The sequence below is a fragment of the Salipiger sp. H15 genome, from assembly GCF_040409955.1.
Classification (GTDB): Bacteria; Pseudomonadota; Alphaproteobacteria; order Rhodobacterales; family Rhodobacteraceae; genus Salipiger.
This window is the reverse complement of the sequence record NZ_CP123384.1, coordinates 1,807,501-1,825,666: the sequence shown is the minus strand read 5'-3', so window position 1 is coordinate 1,825,666 and position 18,166 is coordinate 1,807,501. Positions and strand designations below refer to the sequence as shown.

Sequence of the window (18,166 nt, the reverse complement as noted above, 5' to 3'; positions counted from 1 at the left end):
CTTTGAAAATACGCCGGGGGTGAATTGGCCGCAGGCCAAGAGGGGGCGGCGCCCCCTCCCCCTTTCCCGTCAAGCCGTGCTACACCCCGGTCCGACCAGCCGGAGATGTCCATGCGCGCGCCCAGCCTGCCCCTCACCCGCGACCTCGTCCTCGTCGGAGGCGGCCATGCCCATGCCCTGCTGCTGCGCATGTGGGGCATGAACCCGCTGCCCGGCGCGCGCCTGACGGTGATCAATCCCGGCCCCACCGCCCCCTATTCCGGCATGCTGCCCGGCTTCGTCGCCGGGCACTACGCGCGCGACGAGCTCGACATCGACCTCGTGCGGCTCGCGCGCTTTGCCGGGGCGCGGGTGATCCTCGGCACGGTGACCGGCCTCGACCGCGCGGGGCGGCAAGTGAACGTCGAGGGGCGCGCGCCGATCGGCTTCGACGTCGCCTCGGTGAACATCGGCGTGACCTCGGCCATGCCCGACCTGCCGGGCTTTGCCGAGCACGCCCTGCCCGCCAAGCCGCTCGGCGCCTTCGCCTCGGCCTGGGCGCGCTACCGCGAGGGCGCGGGCCCGGCCTCGGCGGCGGTGATCGGCGGCGGCGTCGCGGGGGCGGAGCTGGCCTGCGCCATGGCCTACGCGCTCAGGGACCGGGGCCGCCCGGCGCAGGTGCACCTCGTCGAGCGCGGCACGGCGCTGACCGCCCTCCGCCCCGGTGCTGCGGCCAAGCTGCGCGCCGCGCTCGCCGCGCAGGGGGTCACCCTCATCGAAGGGGCCGAGATCACCGAGGTCACCGCGCAGGGCCTGCGCCTTGCGGATGGCCGCGAGATCGAAGCCGCCTTCGTCACCGGCGCCGCCGGGGCCCGGGCGCAGGACTGGCTCGAGGGCAGCGGGCTGGAGCTGCACGAAGGCTTCATCGCGGTCTCCCCGACGCTGCAGAGCTCGGACCCCGCCATCTTCGCCGCCGGGGACTGCGCGCATCTTGCCGAGAGCCCGCGCCCCAAGGCCGGGGTCTTCGCCGTGCGCGAGGCGCCCATCCTGCTGCACAACCTGCGCGCTGCGCTCGAGGGGCGGACCGATCTGCGCCCCTACCGCCCGCAGCGCGACTATCTCAAGTTGATCTCGCTGGGCCGCAAATCGGCGCTGGCCGACAAGGCCGGGCTGGCGCTCTCGGGTCCGCTCATGTGGCGCTGGAAGGACCACATCGACCGCACCTTCATGCGCAAGTTCACCGAGCTGCCGCAGATGAGCCCGCCGCCCCTGCCGCGCCACCACGCGGCGGGCATGGCCGAGGCGCTCGGCACCAAGCCGATGTGCGGCGGCTGCGGCGCCAAGGTCGGGCGCGACGCGCTGGCCTCGGCGCTCTCGACCCTGCCCGCGCCGGCCCGCGCCGACGTCACCGCCCTGCCCGGCGACGACGCGGCGCTGCTGCTGACGGGCGGCGCGCGGCAGGTGATGACCGTCGATCACCTGCGCGCCTTCGTCGAGGACCCCGAGGTCATGGCGCGGATCACCTGCATCCACGCGCTTGGCGACATCTGGGCGATGGGCGCCGCCCCGCAGGCGGCCGTCGCCAGCCTCACCCTGCCGCGTATGTCCGAGCCGCTGGCCGAGCGCACGCTCACCGAATGCCTCGGCGCGATCACCGGGATCCTGCGCGCCGAGGGGGCGGAGCTGGTCGGCGGCCATTCCGCCATGGGCGACGAGCTGAGCATCGGGCTGACGATCACCGGGCTCTGCGACGCGGCCCCGATCACGCTTGGCGGCGCGAAACCGGGCGACACGCTGATCCTGACGAAACCCATCGGCACCGGCGTCATCATGGCGGCCGAGATGGCCGGCGCGGCGAAGGGCGAGTGGGTCGCGGCCGCGCTCCGGCACATGACCACGCCGCAGGGCAGCGCCGCGCGGGTCCTGCGCCACGCAAACGCGATGACCGACGTCACGGGTTTCGGGCTGGCCGGGCACCTGCTGAACATCTGCGCCGCCTCGGGGGTCGGCGCGCGGCTCGAGGTCGAGAAGGTGCCGCTGCTGCCCGGGGCCGAGGCGCTCTCGGCGGCGGGCCATGCCTCGACCCTCTACCCCAAGAACCGCGCCGCGCTGCCCTTCCAGCCGATGGGGCCGAGGCCCGACCTGATGTTCGACCCGCAGACCGCGGGCGGGCTGCTTGCGGCGATCCCGGGCGACGTCGAAAGGACCCTCGCCGAACTGCGCGCCGCGGGTTTCCCGGCGGTCGCCGTCGGCCAGATCACCGACAGGCGCGGTCAGATCGAGATCGTCTGAAGCCGTTCGGCCATGCGGTCCGCCAGCGCGTCGAGCGCGGCCTCGTCCAGCGCCGAGGTCTCGAAACGCTCGATCACCTGCGGCGACATGGCCCGCATCGACTTGGCGTAGGCCGGGTCATAATGGTCCGCCGCCAGCGAGGCGCAGAGCTCGAGCCGCGCGCCCGCGTCGATCAGCGCGTTCCAGCGCTCCACCAGCTCGTGGCCGCGGTGGTAGCGCAGCGGCGAGAGCTTTTCCTTCAGCGCCGGGCCGTCCGAGAGGATGTCGTCATAGGCGGCGTTCAGGTAGCCCGCGCGAGCGTCCAGCGGTGCGGTGACCTCGACCCAGGGCGCAACCTTCATCGCCTCCCAGATCGCGGGCGGAATCAGCAGCTGGCCGATCTTGCTGCTCTCGGCCTCGACCAGCACCGGGCGCGAGGGATCGAGCGCGTCGAGCGCCTGCACCAGCGCGGTCTCGAACCACTTCTGGCTCGGCTGGCCGCCGGGCATGTCGCCGAGCAGCGAGCCGCGGTGCCGCGCCAGCCCCTCGAGGTCGATCACCTGCACCCCGCGCGCCGCGAGACGCGGCAGCAGCGCGGTCTTGGCGGTGCCGGTGTGCCCGCCGAACTGGATCAGCTTGAACGGCAGCTCGGCATCATAGAGCGCCGCGGTCACCAGCCTGCGGTAGGTGCGATAGCCGCCCTCCACCGCCTCGGCCCGCCAACCGATCTGCTGCAGCATCCAGGCGAAGGATCCCGAGCGCTGGCCGCCACGCCAGCAGTAGACCAGCGGCTTCCAGCCGCCCTCGTGATGCGCCAGCGGCCCCTCGATATGGGCGGCGGCATTGCGGAACACCAGCGCCGCGCCGAGCTTGCGCGCCAGGAAGGGCGACTGCTGCTTGTAGATGGTGCCGACCCGCGCCCGCTCCTCGTTGTCGAGAACCGGCAGGTTGATCGCGCCGGGCACGTGGTCCTCGGCGAATTCCGCGGGGCTGCGCACGTCGATGACGGTGTCGCACCCATGGCGGAGGAAGTCGGAAAGCTGTGTCATCTTGCGTGGCATGGCGCATTTGGTACCGCGCCCGAGACGGCGAAGAAAGCGCGATCTCGGGCGACGCAAGGGCATGCAAACTTTTTCCGCAAAAGCCTCTGGACACTCCCTGCCCGCTCCGCTAAATCCCGCCTCACCCGAAGGCGATGCCTTCTCCCGTGCCCGGGTAGCTCAGGGGTAGAGCAGTGGATTGAAAATCCTCGTGTCGGTGGTTCAATTCCGCCCCCGGGCACCACTTCTTCCCAAAAGATAGTGATGACAGTGACTTAGGCGATCGCCTTGCGCGTCGGACAAGTCCGTCCGGTCGTGCGCGTGCCTGTCTGGGTCCTTACGTCATGCGCGCCGCGAGCCCCCTCCCCGTCCTGACTTTCGCGCGGCTCCTCCGGGACGCAGTGTCGGGGCCAGCTCGTTGTCGAGCCGGCCCCTGTCGCATTCGATCGAACCGGCCGACGTCAGCCTGTCGAATGGCAGCGGGTCAGGCGACCGAGCGCGCCGCCATGGGATCCGCGATGCGGAAGAGCCCGGCGGGATCGTAGCGGTGCTGCAGTTCCTCGACCCGGCGCAGGGCGGCCTCTGACAGGGTGGGCAGCGCGAGGCCGCTGCGCTCGAGCTCGGACTCGCCGACATAGGTCCCGGTCGCGACGCCGCTGAACTGGTGCATCGAAGCCCCGAGCCAGTCGCGGTTCTCCGCGTCCGCCTCCTCGTCGGTCCAGATCCCGTAAAAGGTGGTCAGGACCCGCCCGGCGCGGGAGAAGGCTGCGTCCGCCGGGATGGGCCGCGCGTTCGAGCGCAGCGCCACGAGCACGAAGCTGAGGGCCGAGGGCGCCGCCGCTATGGAGGCCACCGCGCGCAGGAGCGCCTCCTCGAAGCAGCCGTCCGACCAGAGGCAATCGACGGCGTAACGCGCGCCCTTCGGCGTCGACTCCCCGGTCATCTGGTAGAGCGCCACGATCGGCGTCGGCATCGGCCCGACGATGCCGAGCGTCGCCTCGGGGGCATCGCGGAAGAACTCCTCCAGCACCTGCGCCGCCTCCACCTCGCTTGCCGCGAAGACATTGGCGACGGCGGCGATCACCGGGCCCTCTGGACCCGCGCCGATCTTGACGGCGAACTCCAGCAGCGCCGGGGCGCGGGCGACGGCGCGCTCGGCCCATGCGGCCACCGCCTCGGCCTGATCGGCGGAATGGAGGCGGACGCAGGAGGTCGGCGCGCGGGGCGCCTCGTGCAGCCGCAGCGTGTAGGCGGTGACGATGCCGAAGAAGGACGGGCCGGCGCCACGCACCGCCCAGAAGATATCGGGGTTCTCTTCGGCGCTCGCCGTCAGCAGGGTTCCGTCGGCCATCACCACCTCGACCGACAGGACGGAATGGCAGGCGATGCCCCAGTTGCCCGAGTTCCAGCCGAGCCCGCCGCCCAGAAGGTAGCCGCTGACGGTCACGTCGCCGCAATGGCCGGCGGGAAAGCCGAGGTCGTGCCGTTCGAGCGCGGAGGCGAGCCTCGTGTTGGTCACCGCCGGTCCGACGAGGGCGCTGCGCCCGGCGACGTCGATGCGCAGCGTGTCGAGCTCGCCGAGGTCGATCACCATGTCGGCGCGGGCGGCGATGCCGGTGAACTGGTGCCCGCCGCCCCGGGCCGAGACGGTCATGCCGTTCGCGGCGGCGTAGCGGACCGCCTCCTGCACGTCCCGGGCATCGGCCGCGCGGACGATCACCTTGGCCATCCGGGCGGGCTTGCGACCGTTCCAGATGAGCGCGTCGCAGGCCTCGGCATGGGCGGGGTCGAACACGGTGATCATCGTCCCGCGCAGGCGGGACTTGAGAATGTCATAGGTCATCTTGCAAATCTTTTCGGTGTCTCGGAGCGCGCCGGACCGGGGTCCCCCGCGCTCGCTTCGGTGACGTTCAAATCGGACGGCCGGGGCGTTCCTTCGTCGGAGCGGCCGGTGCGTCCGTGACCAGAGTGATACCCCACGCGGGCAAGGGCGGCATGCTAAGTGATCCCTCGCCGAATGCTCAGAAATGCTAAAACTCCACTAAGCCGGGGGCGAGGCCGCGCCCGGCTCCTCGAGGATCAGGCGGCAGCTCGGCAGCAGGCGGAACCTGCCGCGCCCGGCCTTCTCGATCTTCAGCCAGGCGCAGCGCTCGTCGAGACGCTTGCGCAGCAGGATCAGCCGGGCATCGAGGTTCTCGGCCGCGGTCGGCAGGCGCAGGCTGGCGTCGAGCCGCAGCTCGCGGGTGGTGAACTCTGTCCGGCCGCGCGCGTCGTATTCGCGCAGGAGCCGCCAGAGGATGGCCCCGGCCACGCCCTTGATCAGGTAGTCGTCGCCGAGAAACACGCTCTGGTCCGCCTGGAAGAACCGCACCGCGACCTCGTCCTGCCCGGCGGGTTCTGGCGCGGGGATCCCGGACGCCTCGTCGCTGGCCTCCTGCCGCAGCAGCGACATGCGCGCGCCGAGATGCGCCGCGACAAGCGCGAGCGCGTCTTCCTCCTCGTAGCCGAAACGGTTGATCTCATCGGATTCGGCGAAGAGCACCGCCACCACCTCACCGCATTCGGCGATCGGCAGGGCGATCTGGCTGCGCGGCGCGGAAAGGCCGGGAAAGGGAATGAGCCGGGGCGCGTCGCTGAAGAGCCCGCTGCGCCGCGCGCCGTCGCTGATCACCGCGCCGTAACGGTATTCGCGCGTCATGTGGCCGATGCGGATCGGCGCGTTCTCGCGGGCGGCGACGCCGATGACCCCCTCGCCCGGCGCGACCTCGGCCCCGACCCCGGTCACCGGGTAGCCATACGTCGCCACCGTGTAGAGCCGGCCGGTGGCGGGCTCGGCGATCAGCACCATCGACCAGCCGATGCCGAAATCCGCGGCCAGCCCGCCGGTGAGCGCATCGAAGAGCCCCTCGAGGTCGTCGCAGGCGGCCAGCGCCGCGCAGACCCGCCGCGTCGCGGCCAGCAGCGACGGCCGGCTCGGTGGCGCGGCAACCGGGGCCGAGGCCATCTCGATGCCCTCGACCTTGAAGACGTCGGAGCCGAGCAGGCGGAAGACGTCGGCAACCCCGTGGTGCGAGGCGATACCCGCGAGCTTGGCCTTCATGCTCTCGAAGAGCGGCCCCTCGGTGCGGGTGTCGAGGTAGCGCAGTTGCAGCCGGTAATGCGCCAGCGTCTCGGGGTCGGTCACCATCACCGTCGCGCGCTGGGTCTCCATGATGTTGCGGCGGGTCTTGTTGAAGAACTGGTAGGACAGCGCGACCTCGCCCGGCCCGGCGTAATGCACCTGGCTGATCATCGACACGTTCGGCGTGCCCGCCGCGTCGCAGGTCGCAAGGACCGAGGCGATCACCCCCTCGAGCGCCGGGCGCAGCCCGTCGAGGCAGAGCGCGGTCATGTCCCGAGCTCCGTCCCGGCGCCCGGCCCCGGGGTCTGGGTGAACACCCGCTCGGGGCTGAGCTCGAGCGCGACGAGATCCGCCTTCTGGTGCGCGCAATAGCCCGCGGCCTGACGCCGCGAATAGCCGATCTCGACCAGCCCGTCCTCGAAGAGCGCATTCTGCCGGTCCATCTCGGGCAGGTCGTCGGAACAGGCCGGGGAGAGGCGCACCCCGCGTGCCTTGATCTGGAAGGAGCTGTGATCGCGGGTCGCCGTGAAGGTCACCGCGACCGGCGCGCCGCCGGCCAGCGCCTCGAGCAGAGCGTGGTTCGGCCCCTGGGGCAGCAGCACCCGCACCCGCCCCTCCGCCCCGATGCGGCAGCCGACGCCGAGGCCGAGCAGCGGCAGGCCCCCGGGCCCGCAACTTGCCACCGAGACGCCGCAGCCTCCCTGCGCGAGCGCCCGCAGCGCCGGCGGCAGGGGCACGGGATCCGGCAGGGTCCGGGAGTCGTCCGACATGGCTTTCCGTCCCTCCTCCGCGCGATCCGCCGCCCTGCCCTCGGGTGCCGCGATGATTGCACGGAACGATCGGCATTTTTGCAAGCCCAGAATCTCCGGGGACGCGGGCCAAGCAGCCTCTGGCCGCCTTTGCCCCGCCCGGGCGCGCAAGGATCGGCCAGCCCGCGCCGGGCGCGCCGCGCTCTTGACCGGCCCGTCGGGTTCCCCATCCTGTGCGGCAAGAACTTCTGGACCTTTTCACAAATTCAATTTACAGAATATGTAACACCCGCATTCGAGGGACTGCCATGCGAATTTCCGCCCTGACGATGGTCCTGCTCTGCATCGGCGCCGCCGCGTCGGCAGGAGGACAGATCGTGGCCACCGAGCCGATCACCGACTGGAAGCCGGTCTACGGCACGGTCCAGACCCGCAACGAGCTACCGGCCCGCGCCCGCATCGCCGGCACGCTGGTCGAGCTTTCGGTCACCGAGGGTGACCGGGTCGAGGCCGGACAGGCGGTCGCGGTCATCGAGGACGAGAAGCTCTCGGTTCAGATCGACGCGCTCGCGGCCGAGGCCGAGGCGCTGCGCGCGCAGCTGACCAACGCGCAGGCCGATCTCGAGCGCGGCCAGGCCCTGCAGCGCAGCGGCACGATCTCGGCCCAGCGTCTCGACGCGCTGCAGACCTCGGTCGACGTGCTGACGAACCAGATCGCCGCCACCGAGGCGCAGCGCCGGGTGATCCAGCGCCAGATCGAGGAGGGCAGCGTCACCGCCCCCGAGGCGGGCATCGTGCTCTCGGTTCCGGTCTCGCGCGGCTCCTTCGTGGGACAGGGCGAGGCGGTCGCGCTGATCGGCAGTGGCGGCGCCTTCCTGCGCCTGTCGGTGCCCGAGCGTTTCGCCGGGACGCTGGCCGAGGGCGACCGGATCGAGATGGACGGCGGCGAGGGCACCATCGCCAAGCTCTACCCGCAGATCGAGGGCGGGCGGCTGCAGGCCGATGTCGAGGTCGAGGGGCTCGAGGAGCGCTACGTCGGCCTGCGCCTGCCGGTGCGGCTGCCCGTCGGCACGCAGGAGGCGATCCTCGTGCCCGAGGCGGCGCTCACGCGCGGCGCCGGGCTCGACATGGTGACCGTCGAGACCCCGGCGGGCCCCGTGCAGCGCATCGTCGTGCCGGGCCGCGAGGTCCGCCGCGACGGTGCGGCATGGCGCGAGATCCTGACCGGGCTGACGCCCGGCGAGACGGTGATCCTGTCCGATGAGTGAGCGTGGAAGCGCCCCCGACGGGGCCCTCGGACTGGCCGGGCACCTCACCCGCGCCTTCCTCACCTCGCCGCTGACCCCGCTCTTCCTGATCGCTGCGCTGGCCGTGGGGCTCATCGCCCTCGCCGCCCTGCCGCGCGAGGAGGAGCCGCAGATCTCGGTGCCGCTGGTCGACATCCACGTGCAGGCCAACGGGCTGCGCGCCGGGGACGCGGTCAAGCTGGTGACCGAGCCGCTCGAGACCATCGTCAAGGGCATCGACGAGGTCGAGCACGTCTATTCCGAGACCCGCGACGACGCGGTGATGGTCACCGCGCGCTTCAACGTTGGCGTCTCGTCCGACACCGCGATCCTGCGCGTGCGCGACCGCATCCTTGCCAATCTGGGCCGCATCCCCGTCGGCATCCCCGAGCCGCTGATCGTCGGTCGCGGCATCAACGATGTGGCCATCGTGGCGCTCACCTTTTCGCCCGCCGAGGGGCAGACCGGCGTCACCCCCGCCGACCTCACCCGCGTCGCGCGCGAGGTCGAGGCGCGGCTGGCGGCGATCGAGGATGTCGGCCTCAGCTATGTCATCGGCGGCACCGAGCCGCAGCTGCGGGTGAACCCCGACCCGGCGCGGCTGGCGCTCTACGGGATCACCCTGCAGCAGCTCTGGGGCAAGATCGAGGGCGCCAACACCTCGCTGCCGCTCGGCACCCTGCGCGAGGGCGGCCGGCAGGTGGGCCTCGTGGTCGGCGAGACGCTGACCACCGCCGAGGAGATCGGCACCCTCGAACTGACCGCCCGCGACGGGCGCACCGTCTACCTGCGCGACGTGGCCGAGGTGACGCTCGAGACCGACACCGGTTCGGACTACGTCAGCACCGTCACCCACGGGCCCGACGGCATCGAGACGCGCCCCGCCGTGACGCTGGCGCTGGCGAAACGCGCCGGGGCGAACGCCGTGGTGGTGGCCGAGGAGATCCTGCACCGGGTCGAGGCGATGAAGGGCGAGATCATCCCCTCCTCCATCGCCACCGAGGTCACCCGCGACTATGGCGAGACCGCCGACGAGAAGGCCAACGAACTGCTGTTCCACCTCGGGCTCGCAACGCTGTCGATCGTCGTGCTGGTGCTGCTGGCGATCGGCTGGCGCGAGGCGCTCGTGGTGGCGATCGTCATCCCGGTGACCATCCTGCTGACCCTCTTCGCGGCATGGATCATGGGCTACACGCTCAACCGTGTGTCGCTCTTCGCGCTGATCTTCTCGATCGGCATCCTTGTCGACGACGCCATCGTGGTGATCGAGAACATCGCGCGCCACTGGGCGATGAAGCGCGAGGGACAGAGCCGCTTCGGCGCCACGGTCGCGGCAGTGGCCGAGGTCGGCAACCCGACCATCGTGGCGACGCTGACGGTGGTGGTGGCGCTGCTGCCCATGCTCTTCGTCTCGGGCCTCATGGGCCCCTACATGAGCCCGATCCCGGCCAATGCCTCGGCGGCGATGATCTTCTCCTTCTTCGTCGCGGTCATCATCACGCCGTGGCTAATGCTGAAGATCGCCGGCCGCGCGCCGCTGCACCACGGTGCCGAGCACGGCGCGGCGGGCGGCACGCTGGGGCGGCTCTATGCCGCCGTGGCGCGGCCGCTGCTGGCCCGAAAGTCGGTCGCCGCGCTCTTCCTGCTGGCGGTGGCGGTGCTGTCCTTCGGCTCGCTCGCCGCGCTCTATACCCGCGACGTGACCGTGAAGCTGCTGCCCTTTGACAACAAGTCCGAGCTCTCGGTGGTCATCGACCTGCCCGAGGGCAGCGCGCTCGAGACCACCGCCGCCGTGGCGCAGGAGGTGGCGCGCGTGGCGCTCTCGCTGCCCGAGGCACTCTCGGCCCAGACCCATGCGGGCACCGCCTCGGCCTTCAACTTCAACGGGCTGGTGCGGCACTACTACCTGCGCCAGCTGCCCGAGATGGGCGACGTGCAGATCAACCTCGCGCCCAAGGGCGCGCGCGACCGCACCAGCCACGAGATCGCTCTGGACCTGCGCGAGAAGCTCAAGGCGCTCGACCTGCCCGAGGGCACGGTGCTGAAGACGGTCGAGCCGCCGCCCGGCCCGCCGGTGATCTCGACGCTGATGGCCGAGGTCTACGGCCCCGACGCCGAGACCCGGCGCAGCGTCGCCGAGCGCGTCCGCGCCGCCTTCGTGCAGATCCCCTACGTGGTCGATGTCGACGACAGCTACGGCGTGCAGGCACCGCGCCGCCGCGTGGTGCTCGACCCCTCTGCGCTGGATTTCTACAAGGTGCAGGAGGCCGACGCGCTCGACACGCTGGCGCTGCTCTATGGCGAGGGCACGGTGGGCTACTCGCATCGCGGTGGCGAGCGGCGGCCCATTCCCATCGTGCTGTCGCGCAACCGCTCGGACAGGGTGATGGACGCCACCGCGCTCTCGACCCCCGTCCCGGCGGACGCCCTGCCCGGCGGGCGCGGCGTGGTGGAACTGGGCGACGTGGTCACGCTCAGGGACGAGCTCACCTCCTACCCGATCTTCCGCCACAACGGCATCGAGACGATCATGGTCATGGGCGAGATGGCGGGTGAGTTCGAGTCGCCGCTCTACGGGATGCTGGCGACGTCTGACATATTGGACGGTCTCGACTGGCCCGACGGGCAGAAACCCACCATCTCGATGCACGGCCAGCCGCAGGACACAAGCAGCCCGAGCCTGCTGTGGGATGGCGAATGGGAGGTCACCTGGGTCACCTTCCGCGACATGGGCGCGGCCTTCGGCGTGGCGCTTCTGGGGATCTACATCCTCGTCGTGGCGCAGTTCGGCAGCTTCCGCCTGCCGCTGGTGATCCTGACCCCGGTGCCGCTCACCTTCCTCGGCATCATGTTCGGGCACTGGCTCTTCGGCGCGCCCTTCTCGGCGCCGTCGATGATCGGCTTCATCGCGCTCGCGGGCATCATCGTGCGCAACTCGATCCTGCTGGTGGACTTCATCCGCCACGCGGGCCCCGAGAAGCCGCTCGACGTCGAGACGTTGATCGAGGCCGGGGCGACACGGTTCAAGCCGATCCTGCTGACCGCGCTGGCGGCGATGATCGGCGCGGCGGTGATCCTGATGGACCCGATCTTCCAGGGGCTGGCGATCTCGCTGCTCTTCGGGCTGCTGACCTCGACCGCGCTCACCGTGCTGGTGATCCCGGCGATCTACCGGCTGGCAAAGACCTGACGCGCGGGAGGCGGTCAGGCTCCGTAGATGCTCTCGGCGCAGGCGATGACCCGGCCGTCGCTGGCGCGCCTGGCATGGCTGCGGACGAGCACGCAGGCAGCCGGTGACAGCGCCTTGGCGCTGGCCCGCGCGGTGATGTCGAGCCGGTCGCCCACGTCGAGGTTGCCGAAGAAATGCGCGCGCCTGTCGCGCATCCCGAAGCGGCCGACGAATTCCGGCGCGGCATTCCGTTCAGCCTGCTCGATCATGTCATGGATGATCGCGAAATACACGAGGCCGACGCCGTTCAGATGGGTGTCCTCCTGGATCTCGAAGGACAGGTGCGGCGGCGCGTCGTCCTGCGCCGCCCGCGCGCGGTCATGGTGCCCGAGCGTCCGGATGAGGCAGGTCCTGCGCGCATCGGCATGGTCGCGCTCGGCCCGGAACGCGCCGCCGAGATCGGGGGCGCCGAGTTCGGCATTGGACCGGCCGTTGCGGCGCGCAAAGCTGGTCATGATCTCGACCCGCAGCGATTTCCCGCGGGCGCTGAGGTCGCACTGGCTGCGCCAGCCGTTTTGCGCGCGTGGCACCTCGGTCATCAGCAGCTGGCACTCGTCGTCCTCGCGGAACGCCCGCGCGTCACCGTTGACCGTGCAGGCGACCACCGAGGCCATCACCCGCGCGCCGGACCTGTCGCGCAGTTCCGAAGGCTTCACCCCCGCCTGCTCCGCAATCGCCAGCCAGTGGCGGTGACAGGCCTCGCGCAGGAGCCAGGACCGGCGCAGCCCCGAGGCCCCCATGTGCGGCATGCCCAATCGAAAGGCCTCGCCCCGGGGGGACGAAATCTCCTTTCCGGCTCCGTCGAATTGGATTTTATTCAGCATGATGGCCTCTCCAATATCCGCCGCGAAGGGGTGATGCGGGAATTGATCCGGCGCACCGATCAATCTCGTCGCCGCTCATCCGGAAAATGGTCAGGCAATTGTTGCAGCAGTGTTTGATTTCACGGGACCGGGATAAACCCTGATCGGCAGGCGCCGCGCGCCCGGCTCCGCACTCGGGAGAAACAATTGAAACATCGCCCGAAATGGGGCTGAAACCGGCATCGGCGAGAGTGATCCCAGCGAAACACTTTCCGAAAGGCAGGACAGATGACCAGGGAAGAGACACCGCAGCGCTGGACCCGCCCGCAGCCCGACCCCAGGAAGTCGATTCCGTGGAGGTTCACCGACTGGGCCGCGATCTGAGGCCGCCCTGCCCCGTCCCCGCGCGGCGTTCAGATCCGCGCGACGGCAAAGAGCGCCGGCGCCTCGAAGGACACCGTGCCATCGGAATTGCGGTACTGGGACAGTCGCTCCGCCGCCGCGTCCTTCAACGCGCGCATGGACTCGGGAGTCGCGGTCCCGGCAAGGGTCCAGCCGCCGATCTCGGTGTCGAGCCAGGTCTCCAGCGAGGCATGGCGCACCTGGCCGGTCCGGCGGCTCACCTGGACATCACCCAGCCCCGCCTCCCCCATCAGCGCCCCGAGCACCCCCTCGCCGCCAAGGCAGAACGGCGCCTTGAGAGCCTCCGCCGCCCCGGGTCCCATGATCTCGGCCAGAAGGGGCACGAGATCGCGATAGCCGGGCGAGGCCTCCCACCCGGCGAAGATCGACACCGCCACGCGCCCGCCGGGATGGCACACCCGCGCCATCTCGCGCAGGGCGCCCACGCGGTCCTCGAAGAACATCAACGCGAACTGGCAGGTCACCGCGTCGAAGGCGCCGTCGTCGAAGGGCAGCGCCTCGGCCGCGGCCTGCAGGAACGTGGCCTTGGGCGCACGCTCCCGCGCCACCGTCAGCATCCCCTCGTTGATGTCGACCGCGGTCACGCTCGCGCCGTGGCGCAGCGCCTCGCGGGCGACGACGCCGGTTCCCGTCGCCACGTCCAGCATCCGCCCGCCGCCGCGCAGCCCCGCCGCCTCCACCAGCCAGGGTGCGAATTGTCCAAAGAGCGCCGGCACGAAACAGGCCTCGTAGACCCGCGCCGCTTCGGCCGTGATCTGGCCCCTGGCGGCGTCCTCCACCTCTTTGCCCATGATCTCCTCCTCCCTTCAGAGAAACCATGGCGCCAGTATAGCACAGGCGGGGTCCCGGCTCCGCGGCGCGCCACGCACGCGCCCTAGCGGTAGAAGGCCGCGTAGCGGGGGGCGAAGAAGCGGACGAAGGCCTTCACCTCGGGCCGCCGCCAGGCCTCGGGCGAGACGAGCAGAAGATGGTCGGCCGACATCTCCTCGGGCGGCGGGAAGCAGCGGATCAACCGGCCCGCGGCCTCGTCCGCCTCGGCCATGCGCAGGTTGAGCACCCCGAGCGCGCGGCCCGACAGGATCGCCGCCTCCAGCAGCCCGATCTCGCCCACCGACATGACGATCTGTTCGGGCGCGACATGCGGCGCGAGCCAGTCGTGGTAGACCGCGGGAATGTCCCCCGGCTCGTAGGTGACGAAGACATGGCCCCGCATCGCGTCGGGCGAGGTCGGCAACCCGTGGCGCGCGGCATAGCTCGGCGCACCGAAGACGGTGAAGCGCGCGGTGCTGATCCTGCGGCAGATGAGCGCCGGGTCGGGCGCGGCGCGGGTGATCCGCAGCGCGACGTCCGCCTCGCCGGCGAGCAGGTCGAGCGGACGCACCCCGGGCAGGAACTCGAACCGCACCTCCGGGTGAAGCACCGAGAAGTCGCTGAAGACCTGCGCGACGCGGGGCGAGAAATTCTTTGAAAAGGCGGTCACCCGGATCGGTCGCGGCCGGGTCAGCTCATGTGCCCGGGCCCCGAACTCCGCCGCCGCGGCCTCGAGCCGCTCGGCCAGCGGCAGCAGCGACCGCGCGGCCTCGGTCGGGCGGAAGCCCCTCGTGTCCCGCTCGAAGAGCACCAGACCCAGCTCGTGCTCGAGCGCCGCGATGCGCCGCGCCACGGTGGGCTGCGCCATCCCCAGCCGGCGCGACGCGGCGAGGGTCGATCCCTCCCGCATGACCGCGAGGAAGGTCCGCACGTCCGTCCAGCTGCGGAATCGGCTCTTCATTTCTGTAGAGCAACACAACGCCGCGCCCGATACCAGCGTCAGCCGCGCGGGCCTACCCTTCTTGCCAAACCAAGGATGAAAGGATCACCGCCATGGCTTTCCCCGCTCCGTCGCGCCCCGTTCCCTTCTCGGGGCTGATCGCAGGTCTTGTCACCGGCCTCGCCTCCAGCCTGCCCCACCCTGCCCCCGGCTGGCTCCGGTGGACCACCCGGGCGGACCTGTCGCGCGAGGAGGACCGCGCCCGCAGGGACTTCATCCAGGAGATGCTGGCGCGCAGCCCCGACGCCTTTTCCGGCGCGCAGGACGTGCAGAGCTTCATGCAGCATTTCCCCGACAGGTTCTGATGTTCCGGGGAAACCGGCGCAGGTCGCGCCGCGCCACAAATGCAAAATCGCGCCGCAACCAGAGGTGCGACGCGTTTGGCATGGGCTCGGGAGATCGTTTTGAGAGATACGGTTTTTGTGGGTCTTGCTAGGTTTGGCGGTGACCTACTCTCCCACGTCTTGAGACGCAGTACCATTGGCGCGGCAGCACTTAACGGCCGGGTTCGGAATGGAGCCGGGTGTTTTGCTTGCGCTATGACCACCAAACCGAGAAAGACCCACTTGCTGCAGGCAGCAAGTGGGTCTGGTCGGCGGAAGCGACCTGCGAAGCAGGTTGCGGGCCGACACGTCTCACGTGCTGGATGCAGCGATTTCCAAGTCAAGTAAATGTAGGGGTTGTATGCTTTTGTCTGATCGGAACAGCCTTGCTGTTCCTGGATCGGATCAAGCCTATCGGGCCATTAGTACCGGTCAGCTGAATGCATTGCTGCACTTACACCTCCGGCCTATCGACGTGGTGGTCTTCCACGGCCCTCAGGGATACCTTGTTTTGAGGGGGGCTTCCCGCTTAGATGCCTTCAGCGGTTATCCTGTCCGATCATAGCTACCCAGCACTGCCGTTGGCACGACAACTGGTCCACCAGTGGATCGTTCACCCCGGTCCTCTCGTACTAGGGGCAACTCCTCTCAAGTATCCTACACCCACGGCAGATAGGGACCGAACTGTCTCACGACGTTCTAAACCCAGCTCACGTACCTCTTTAAATGGCGAACAGCCATACCCTTGGGACCTGCTCCAGCCCCAGGATGAGATGAGCCGACATCGAGGTGCCAAACACTGCCGTCGATATGGACTCTTGGGCAGTATCAGCCTGTTATCCCCGGCGTACCTTTTATCCGTTGAGCGATGGCCCTCCCACTTGGGACCACCGGATCACTATGGCCGTCTTTCGACTCTGCTCGACTTGTCAGTCTTGCAGTCAGGCTGGCTTCTGCCATTGCACTCAACGAGCGATTTCCGACCGCTCTGAGCCAACCTTCGCGCGCCTCCGTTACGCTTTAGGAGGCGACCGCCCCAGTCAAACTACCCGCCACACAGGGTCCCGGAACCGGATAACGGTCCGCGGTTAGACATCAAGCAATGCAAGGGTGGTATCTCAAGGGAGGCTCCACAGAAACTGGCGTTCCTGCTTCGAAGCCTACCACCTATCCTGCACATGCATGGCCTGATGCCAGTGTGAAGCTGTAGTAAAGGTGCACGGGGTCTTTCCGTCTAACCGCGGGAAGCCTGCATCTTGACAGGCAATTCAATTTCGCTGAGTCGATGTTGGAGACAGCGGGGAAGTCGTTACGCCATTCGTGCAGGTCGGAACTTACCCGACAAGGAATTTCGCTACCTTAGGACCGTTATAGTTACGGCCGCCGTTTACCGGGGCTTCGATCAAGAGCTTCGCTTACGCTAACCCCATCAATTAACCTTCCGGCACCGGGCAGGCGTCACACCCTATACGTCGTCTTGCGACTTCGCAGAGCCCTGTGTTTTTAGTAAACAGTCGCCACCCCTGGTTTGTGCCCCCAGCCAAAACTTGCGTTGAAACTGGGCCTCCTTCTCGCGAACTTACGGAGGTATTTTGCCGAGTTCCTTCAACATCGTTCTCTCAAGCGCCTTGGTATTCTCTACCAGTCCACCTGTGTCGGTTTAGGGTACGGTCTAAAAGTGGGGCTATTTCCAGGAACCGCTCAGCAGCCCTTCCAATCCGATAAGGAAGAACTACCCCTGCGATCCGTCACCACCACATGGCCCAGGAATATTGACCTGGTTCCCATCGACTACGCCTTTCGGCCTCGCCTTAGGGGCCGGCTTACCCTGCTCAGATTAGCTTTAAGCAGGAACCCTTGGACTTTCGGCGAGAGTGTCTCTCACACTCTTTGTCGCTACTCATGTCATCATTCTCGCTAGTGATCTCTCCACCGGATGCCTTACAGCCCGGCTTCACAGAAAGCACCTTGTCCTCCATTGCATCCCGAAGGATGCAGAAGAGGATAGGTGCTATGTCACACTACGCTCCGCTACCATGCGCTATGCGCATCCTCGGCTTCGGCTCATGGCTTGAGCCCCGTTACATCTTCGCCGCAGGACAACTTGATTAGACCAGTGAGCTGTTACGCTATCTTTAAAGGATGGCTGCTTCTAAGCCAACCTCCTGGTTGTTTTGGTCGTCCCACCTGCTTTCCCACTTAGCCATGAATTGGGGGCCTTAGCCGGAGGTCAGGGTTGTTTCCCTCTCCACTACGGGCGTTAGCACCCGCAGTGTGTCTGCCATCTAGTACTCCCGGGTATTCGGAGTTTGGTTAGGATCAGTAAGCCTGTGGGGCCCCATTACCCATCCAGTGCTCTACCCCCCGGGGTATTCGGATGACGCTCTACCTAAATAGATTTCGCGGAGAACCAGCTATCTCCGAGTTTGATTGGCCTTTCACCCCTAGGCACAACTCATCCCGACCTTTTTCAACAGGTGTGGGTTCGGACCTCCAGTTGGTGTTACCCAACCTTCATCCTGGTCATGCCTAGATCACTCGGTTTCGGGTCTGATCCATCTAACTCGACGCCCTATTAAGACTCGCTTTCGCTGCGCCTACACCTAACGGCTTAAGCTTGCTAGATAGACCAAGTCGATGACCCATTATACAAAAGGTACGCCGTCAGGACTCGAGGTCCCTCCGACTGATTGTAGGCGTTCGGTTTCAGGTACTGTTTCACTCCCCTCGTCGGGGTGCTTTTCACCTTTCCCTCACGGTACTGGTTCGCTATCGGTCAGTAAGGAGTACTTAGCCTTCGGAGGTGGTCCTCCGATCTTCGAACAGGATTTCACGTGTCCCGCCCTACTTGATACGTTCCATCGAGCTTCATATACGGGACTGTCACCCGCTATGGTTGGCCTTTCCAGACCATTCTATTCACTCTCAGGACTCGGCTGGTCCCCGTTCGCTCGCCGCTACTAGGGAGTCTCTATTGATGTCCTTTCCTCCGGGTACTTAGATGTTTCAGTTCCCGGGTTTGCTCTTAAAACCCTATGTATTCAGGTTAAAAGTACCTGTTTAAGCCCGTTATAAAGTGCCGAAGCAATTATAACGAACTTTCAGGTGGGTTGCCCCATTCGGAAATTCCTG

Annotated in this window: 11 protein-coding genes, 1 tRNA gene and 2 rRNA genes (1 of these 14 cut by a window edge); 5 read left to right on the top strand and 9 right to left on the bottom strand. The window is 68.1% G+C overall.

Annotated features, from left to right (window positions below):
- The first annotated feature begins 111 nt into the window (after positions 1–111).
- Positions 112–2,271 carry a selenide, water dikinase SelD gene (gene selD / locus PVT71_RS08940; protein WP_353471440.1) on the top strand — a complete coding sequence of 720 codons (2,160 nt, stop codon included), beginning with the start codon at positions 112–114 and terminating at the stop codon, positions 2,269–2,271.
- Here the strand turns inward: selD and mnmH are convergent.
- Complete coding sequence (mnmH, locus tag PVT71_RS08935) at positions 2,253–3,299, bottom strand: tRNA 2-selenouridine(34) synthase MnmH (protein ID WP_353471439.1); 1,047 nt, start codon at positions 3,297–3,299, stop codon at positions 2,253–2,255. The two genes, selD and mnmH, sit on opposite strands and share 19 nt — an antisense overlap.
- A gap of 160 nt (positions 3,300–3,459) precedes the next feature.
- Between mnmH and PVT71_RS08930 the strand changes: the two genes are divergently transcribed.
- Positions 3,460–3,534: transfer RNA gene (locus PVT71_RS08930), tRNA-Phe, on the top strand.
- 240 nt (positions 3,535–3,774) lie between these two features.
- Here PVT71_RS08930 and PVT71_RS08925 read toward each other — a convergent pair.
- From PVT71_RS08925 to PVT71_RS08915, 3 genes are all read right to left on the bottom strand, one after another.
- Positions 3,775–5,133 carry an FAD-binding oxidoreductase gene (locus PVT71_RS08925; protein WP_353471438.1) on the bottom strand — a complete coding sequence of 453 codons (1,359 nt, stop codon included), beginning with the start codon at positions 5,131–5,133 and terminating at the stop codon, positions 3,775–3,777.
- Between the two features lie 198 nt (positions 5,134–5,331).
- The gene (locus PVT71_RS08920) at positions 5,332–6,681 is read right to left on the bottom strand and encodes a GAF domain-containing protein (protein ID WP_353471437.1); all 1,350 of its coding nucleotides are present in this window, start codon (positions 6,679–6,681) and stop codon (positions 5,332–5,334) included.
- On the bottom strand, positions 6,678–7,181 hold the full coding sequence (locus PVT71_RS08915) for a hypothetical protein (RefSeq protein ID WP_353471436.1): 504 nt from the start codon (positions 7,179–7,181) through the stop codon (positions 6,678–6,680). Before PVT71_RS08915 ends, PVT71_RS08920 begins: the two co-directional genes overlap by 4 nt.
- A gap of 287 nt (positions 7,182–7,468) precedes the next feature.
- On the opposite strand from PVT71_RS08915, the gene PVT71_RS08910 reads away from it, so the two are divergent.
- Complete coding sequence (locus tag PVT71_RS08910) at positions 7,469–8,428, top strand: efflux RND transporter periplasmic adaptor subunit (RefSeq protein WP_353471435.1); 960 nt, start codon at positions 7,469–7,471, stop codon at positions 8,426–8,428.
- Positions 8,421–11,636, top strand: coding sequence for an efflux RND transporter permease subunit (locus PVT71_RS08905; RefSeq protein ID WP_353471434.1), 3,216 nt, complete (start codon positions 8,421–8,423; stop codon positions 11,634–11,636). Before PVT71_RS08910 ends, PVT71_RS08905 begins: the two co-directional genes overlap by 8 nt.
- A gap of 14 nt (positions 11,637–11,650) precedes the next feature.
- On the opposite strand, the gene PVT71_RS08900 is transcribed toward PVT71_RS08905, so the two are convergent.
- The 3 genes from PVT71_RS08900 to PVT71_RS08890 form a co-directional block, all read right to left on the bottom strand.
- Complete coding sequence (locus PVT71_RS08900) at positions 11,651–12,424, bottom strand: LnmK family bifunctional acyltransferase/decarboxylase (RefSeq protein ID WP_353471433.1); 774 nt, start codon at positions 12,422–12,424, stop codon at positions 11,651–11,653.
- 467 nt (positions 12,425–12,891) lie between these two features.
- Positions 12,892–13,692 (bottom strand): methyltransferase domain-containing protein, encoded by an 801-nt coding sequence (locus PVT71_RS08895; RefSeq protein ID WP_353471432.1) that lies wholly within the window; start codon positions 13,690–13,692, stop codon positions 12,892–12,894.
- A gap of 83 nt (positions 13,693–13,775) precedes the next feature.
- Positions 13,776–14,672: a LysR family transcriptional regulator gene (locus PVT71_RS08890; protein WP_353471431.1), complete on the bottom strand. Its 897-nt coding sequence runs from the start codon at positions 14,670–14,672 to the stop codon at positions 13,776–13,778.
- A 92-nt stretch (positions 14,673–14,764) separates the two neighbouring features.
- On the opposite strand from PVT71_RS08890, the gene PVT71_RS08885 reads away from it, so the two are divergent.
- Positions 14,765–15,016, top strand: coding sequence for a hypothetical protein (locus tag PVT71_RS08885; RefSeq protein WP_353471430.1), 252 nt, complete (start codon positions 14,765–14,767; stop codon positions 15,014–15,016).
- Positions 15,017–15,147: 131 nt separating this feature from the next.
- Here PVT71_RS08885 and rrf read toward each other — a convergent pair.
- Positions 15,148–15,262, bottom strand: a 5S ribosomal RNA gene (rrf, locus tag PVT71_RS08880).
- Positions 15,263–15,435: 173 nt separating this feature from the next.
- Positions 15,436–18,166: ribosomal RNA gene (locus tag PVT71_RS08875) — 23S ribosomal RNA — on the bottom strand; it runs 105 nt beyond the window's last position.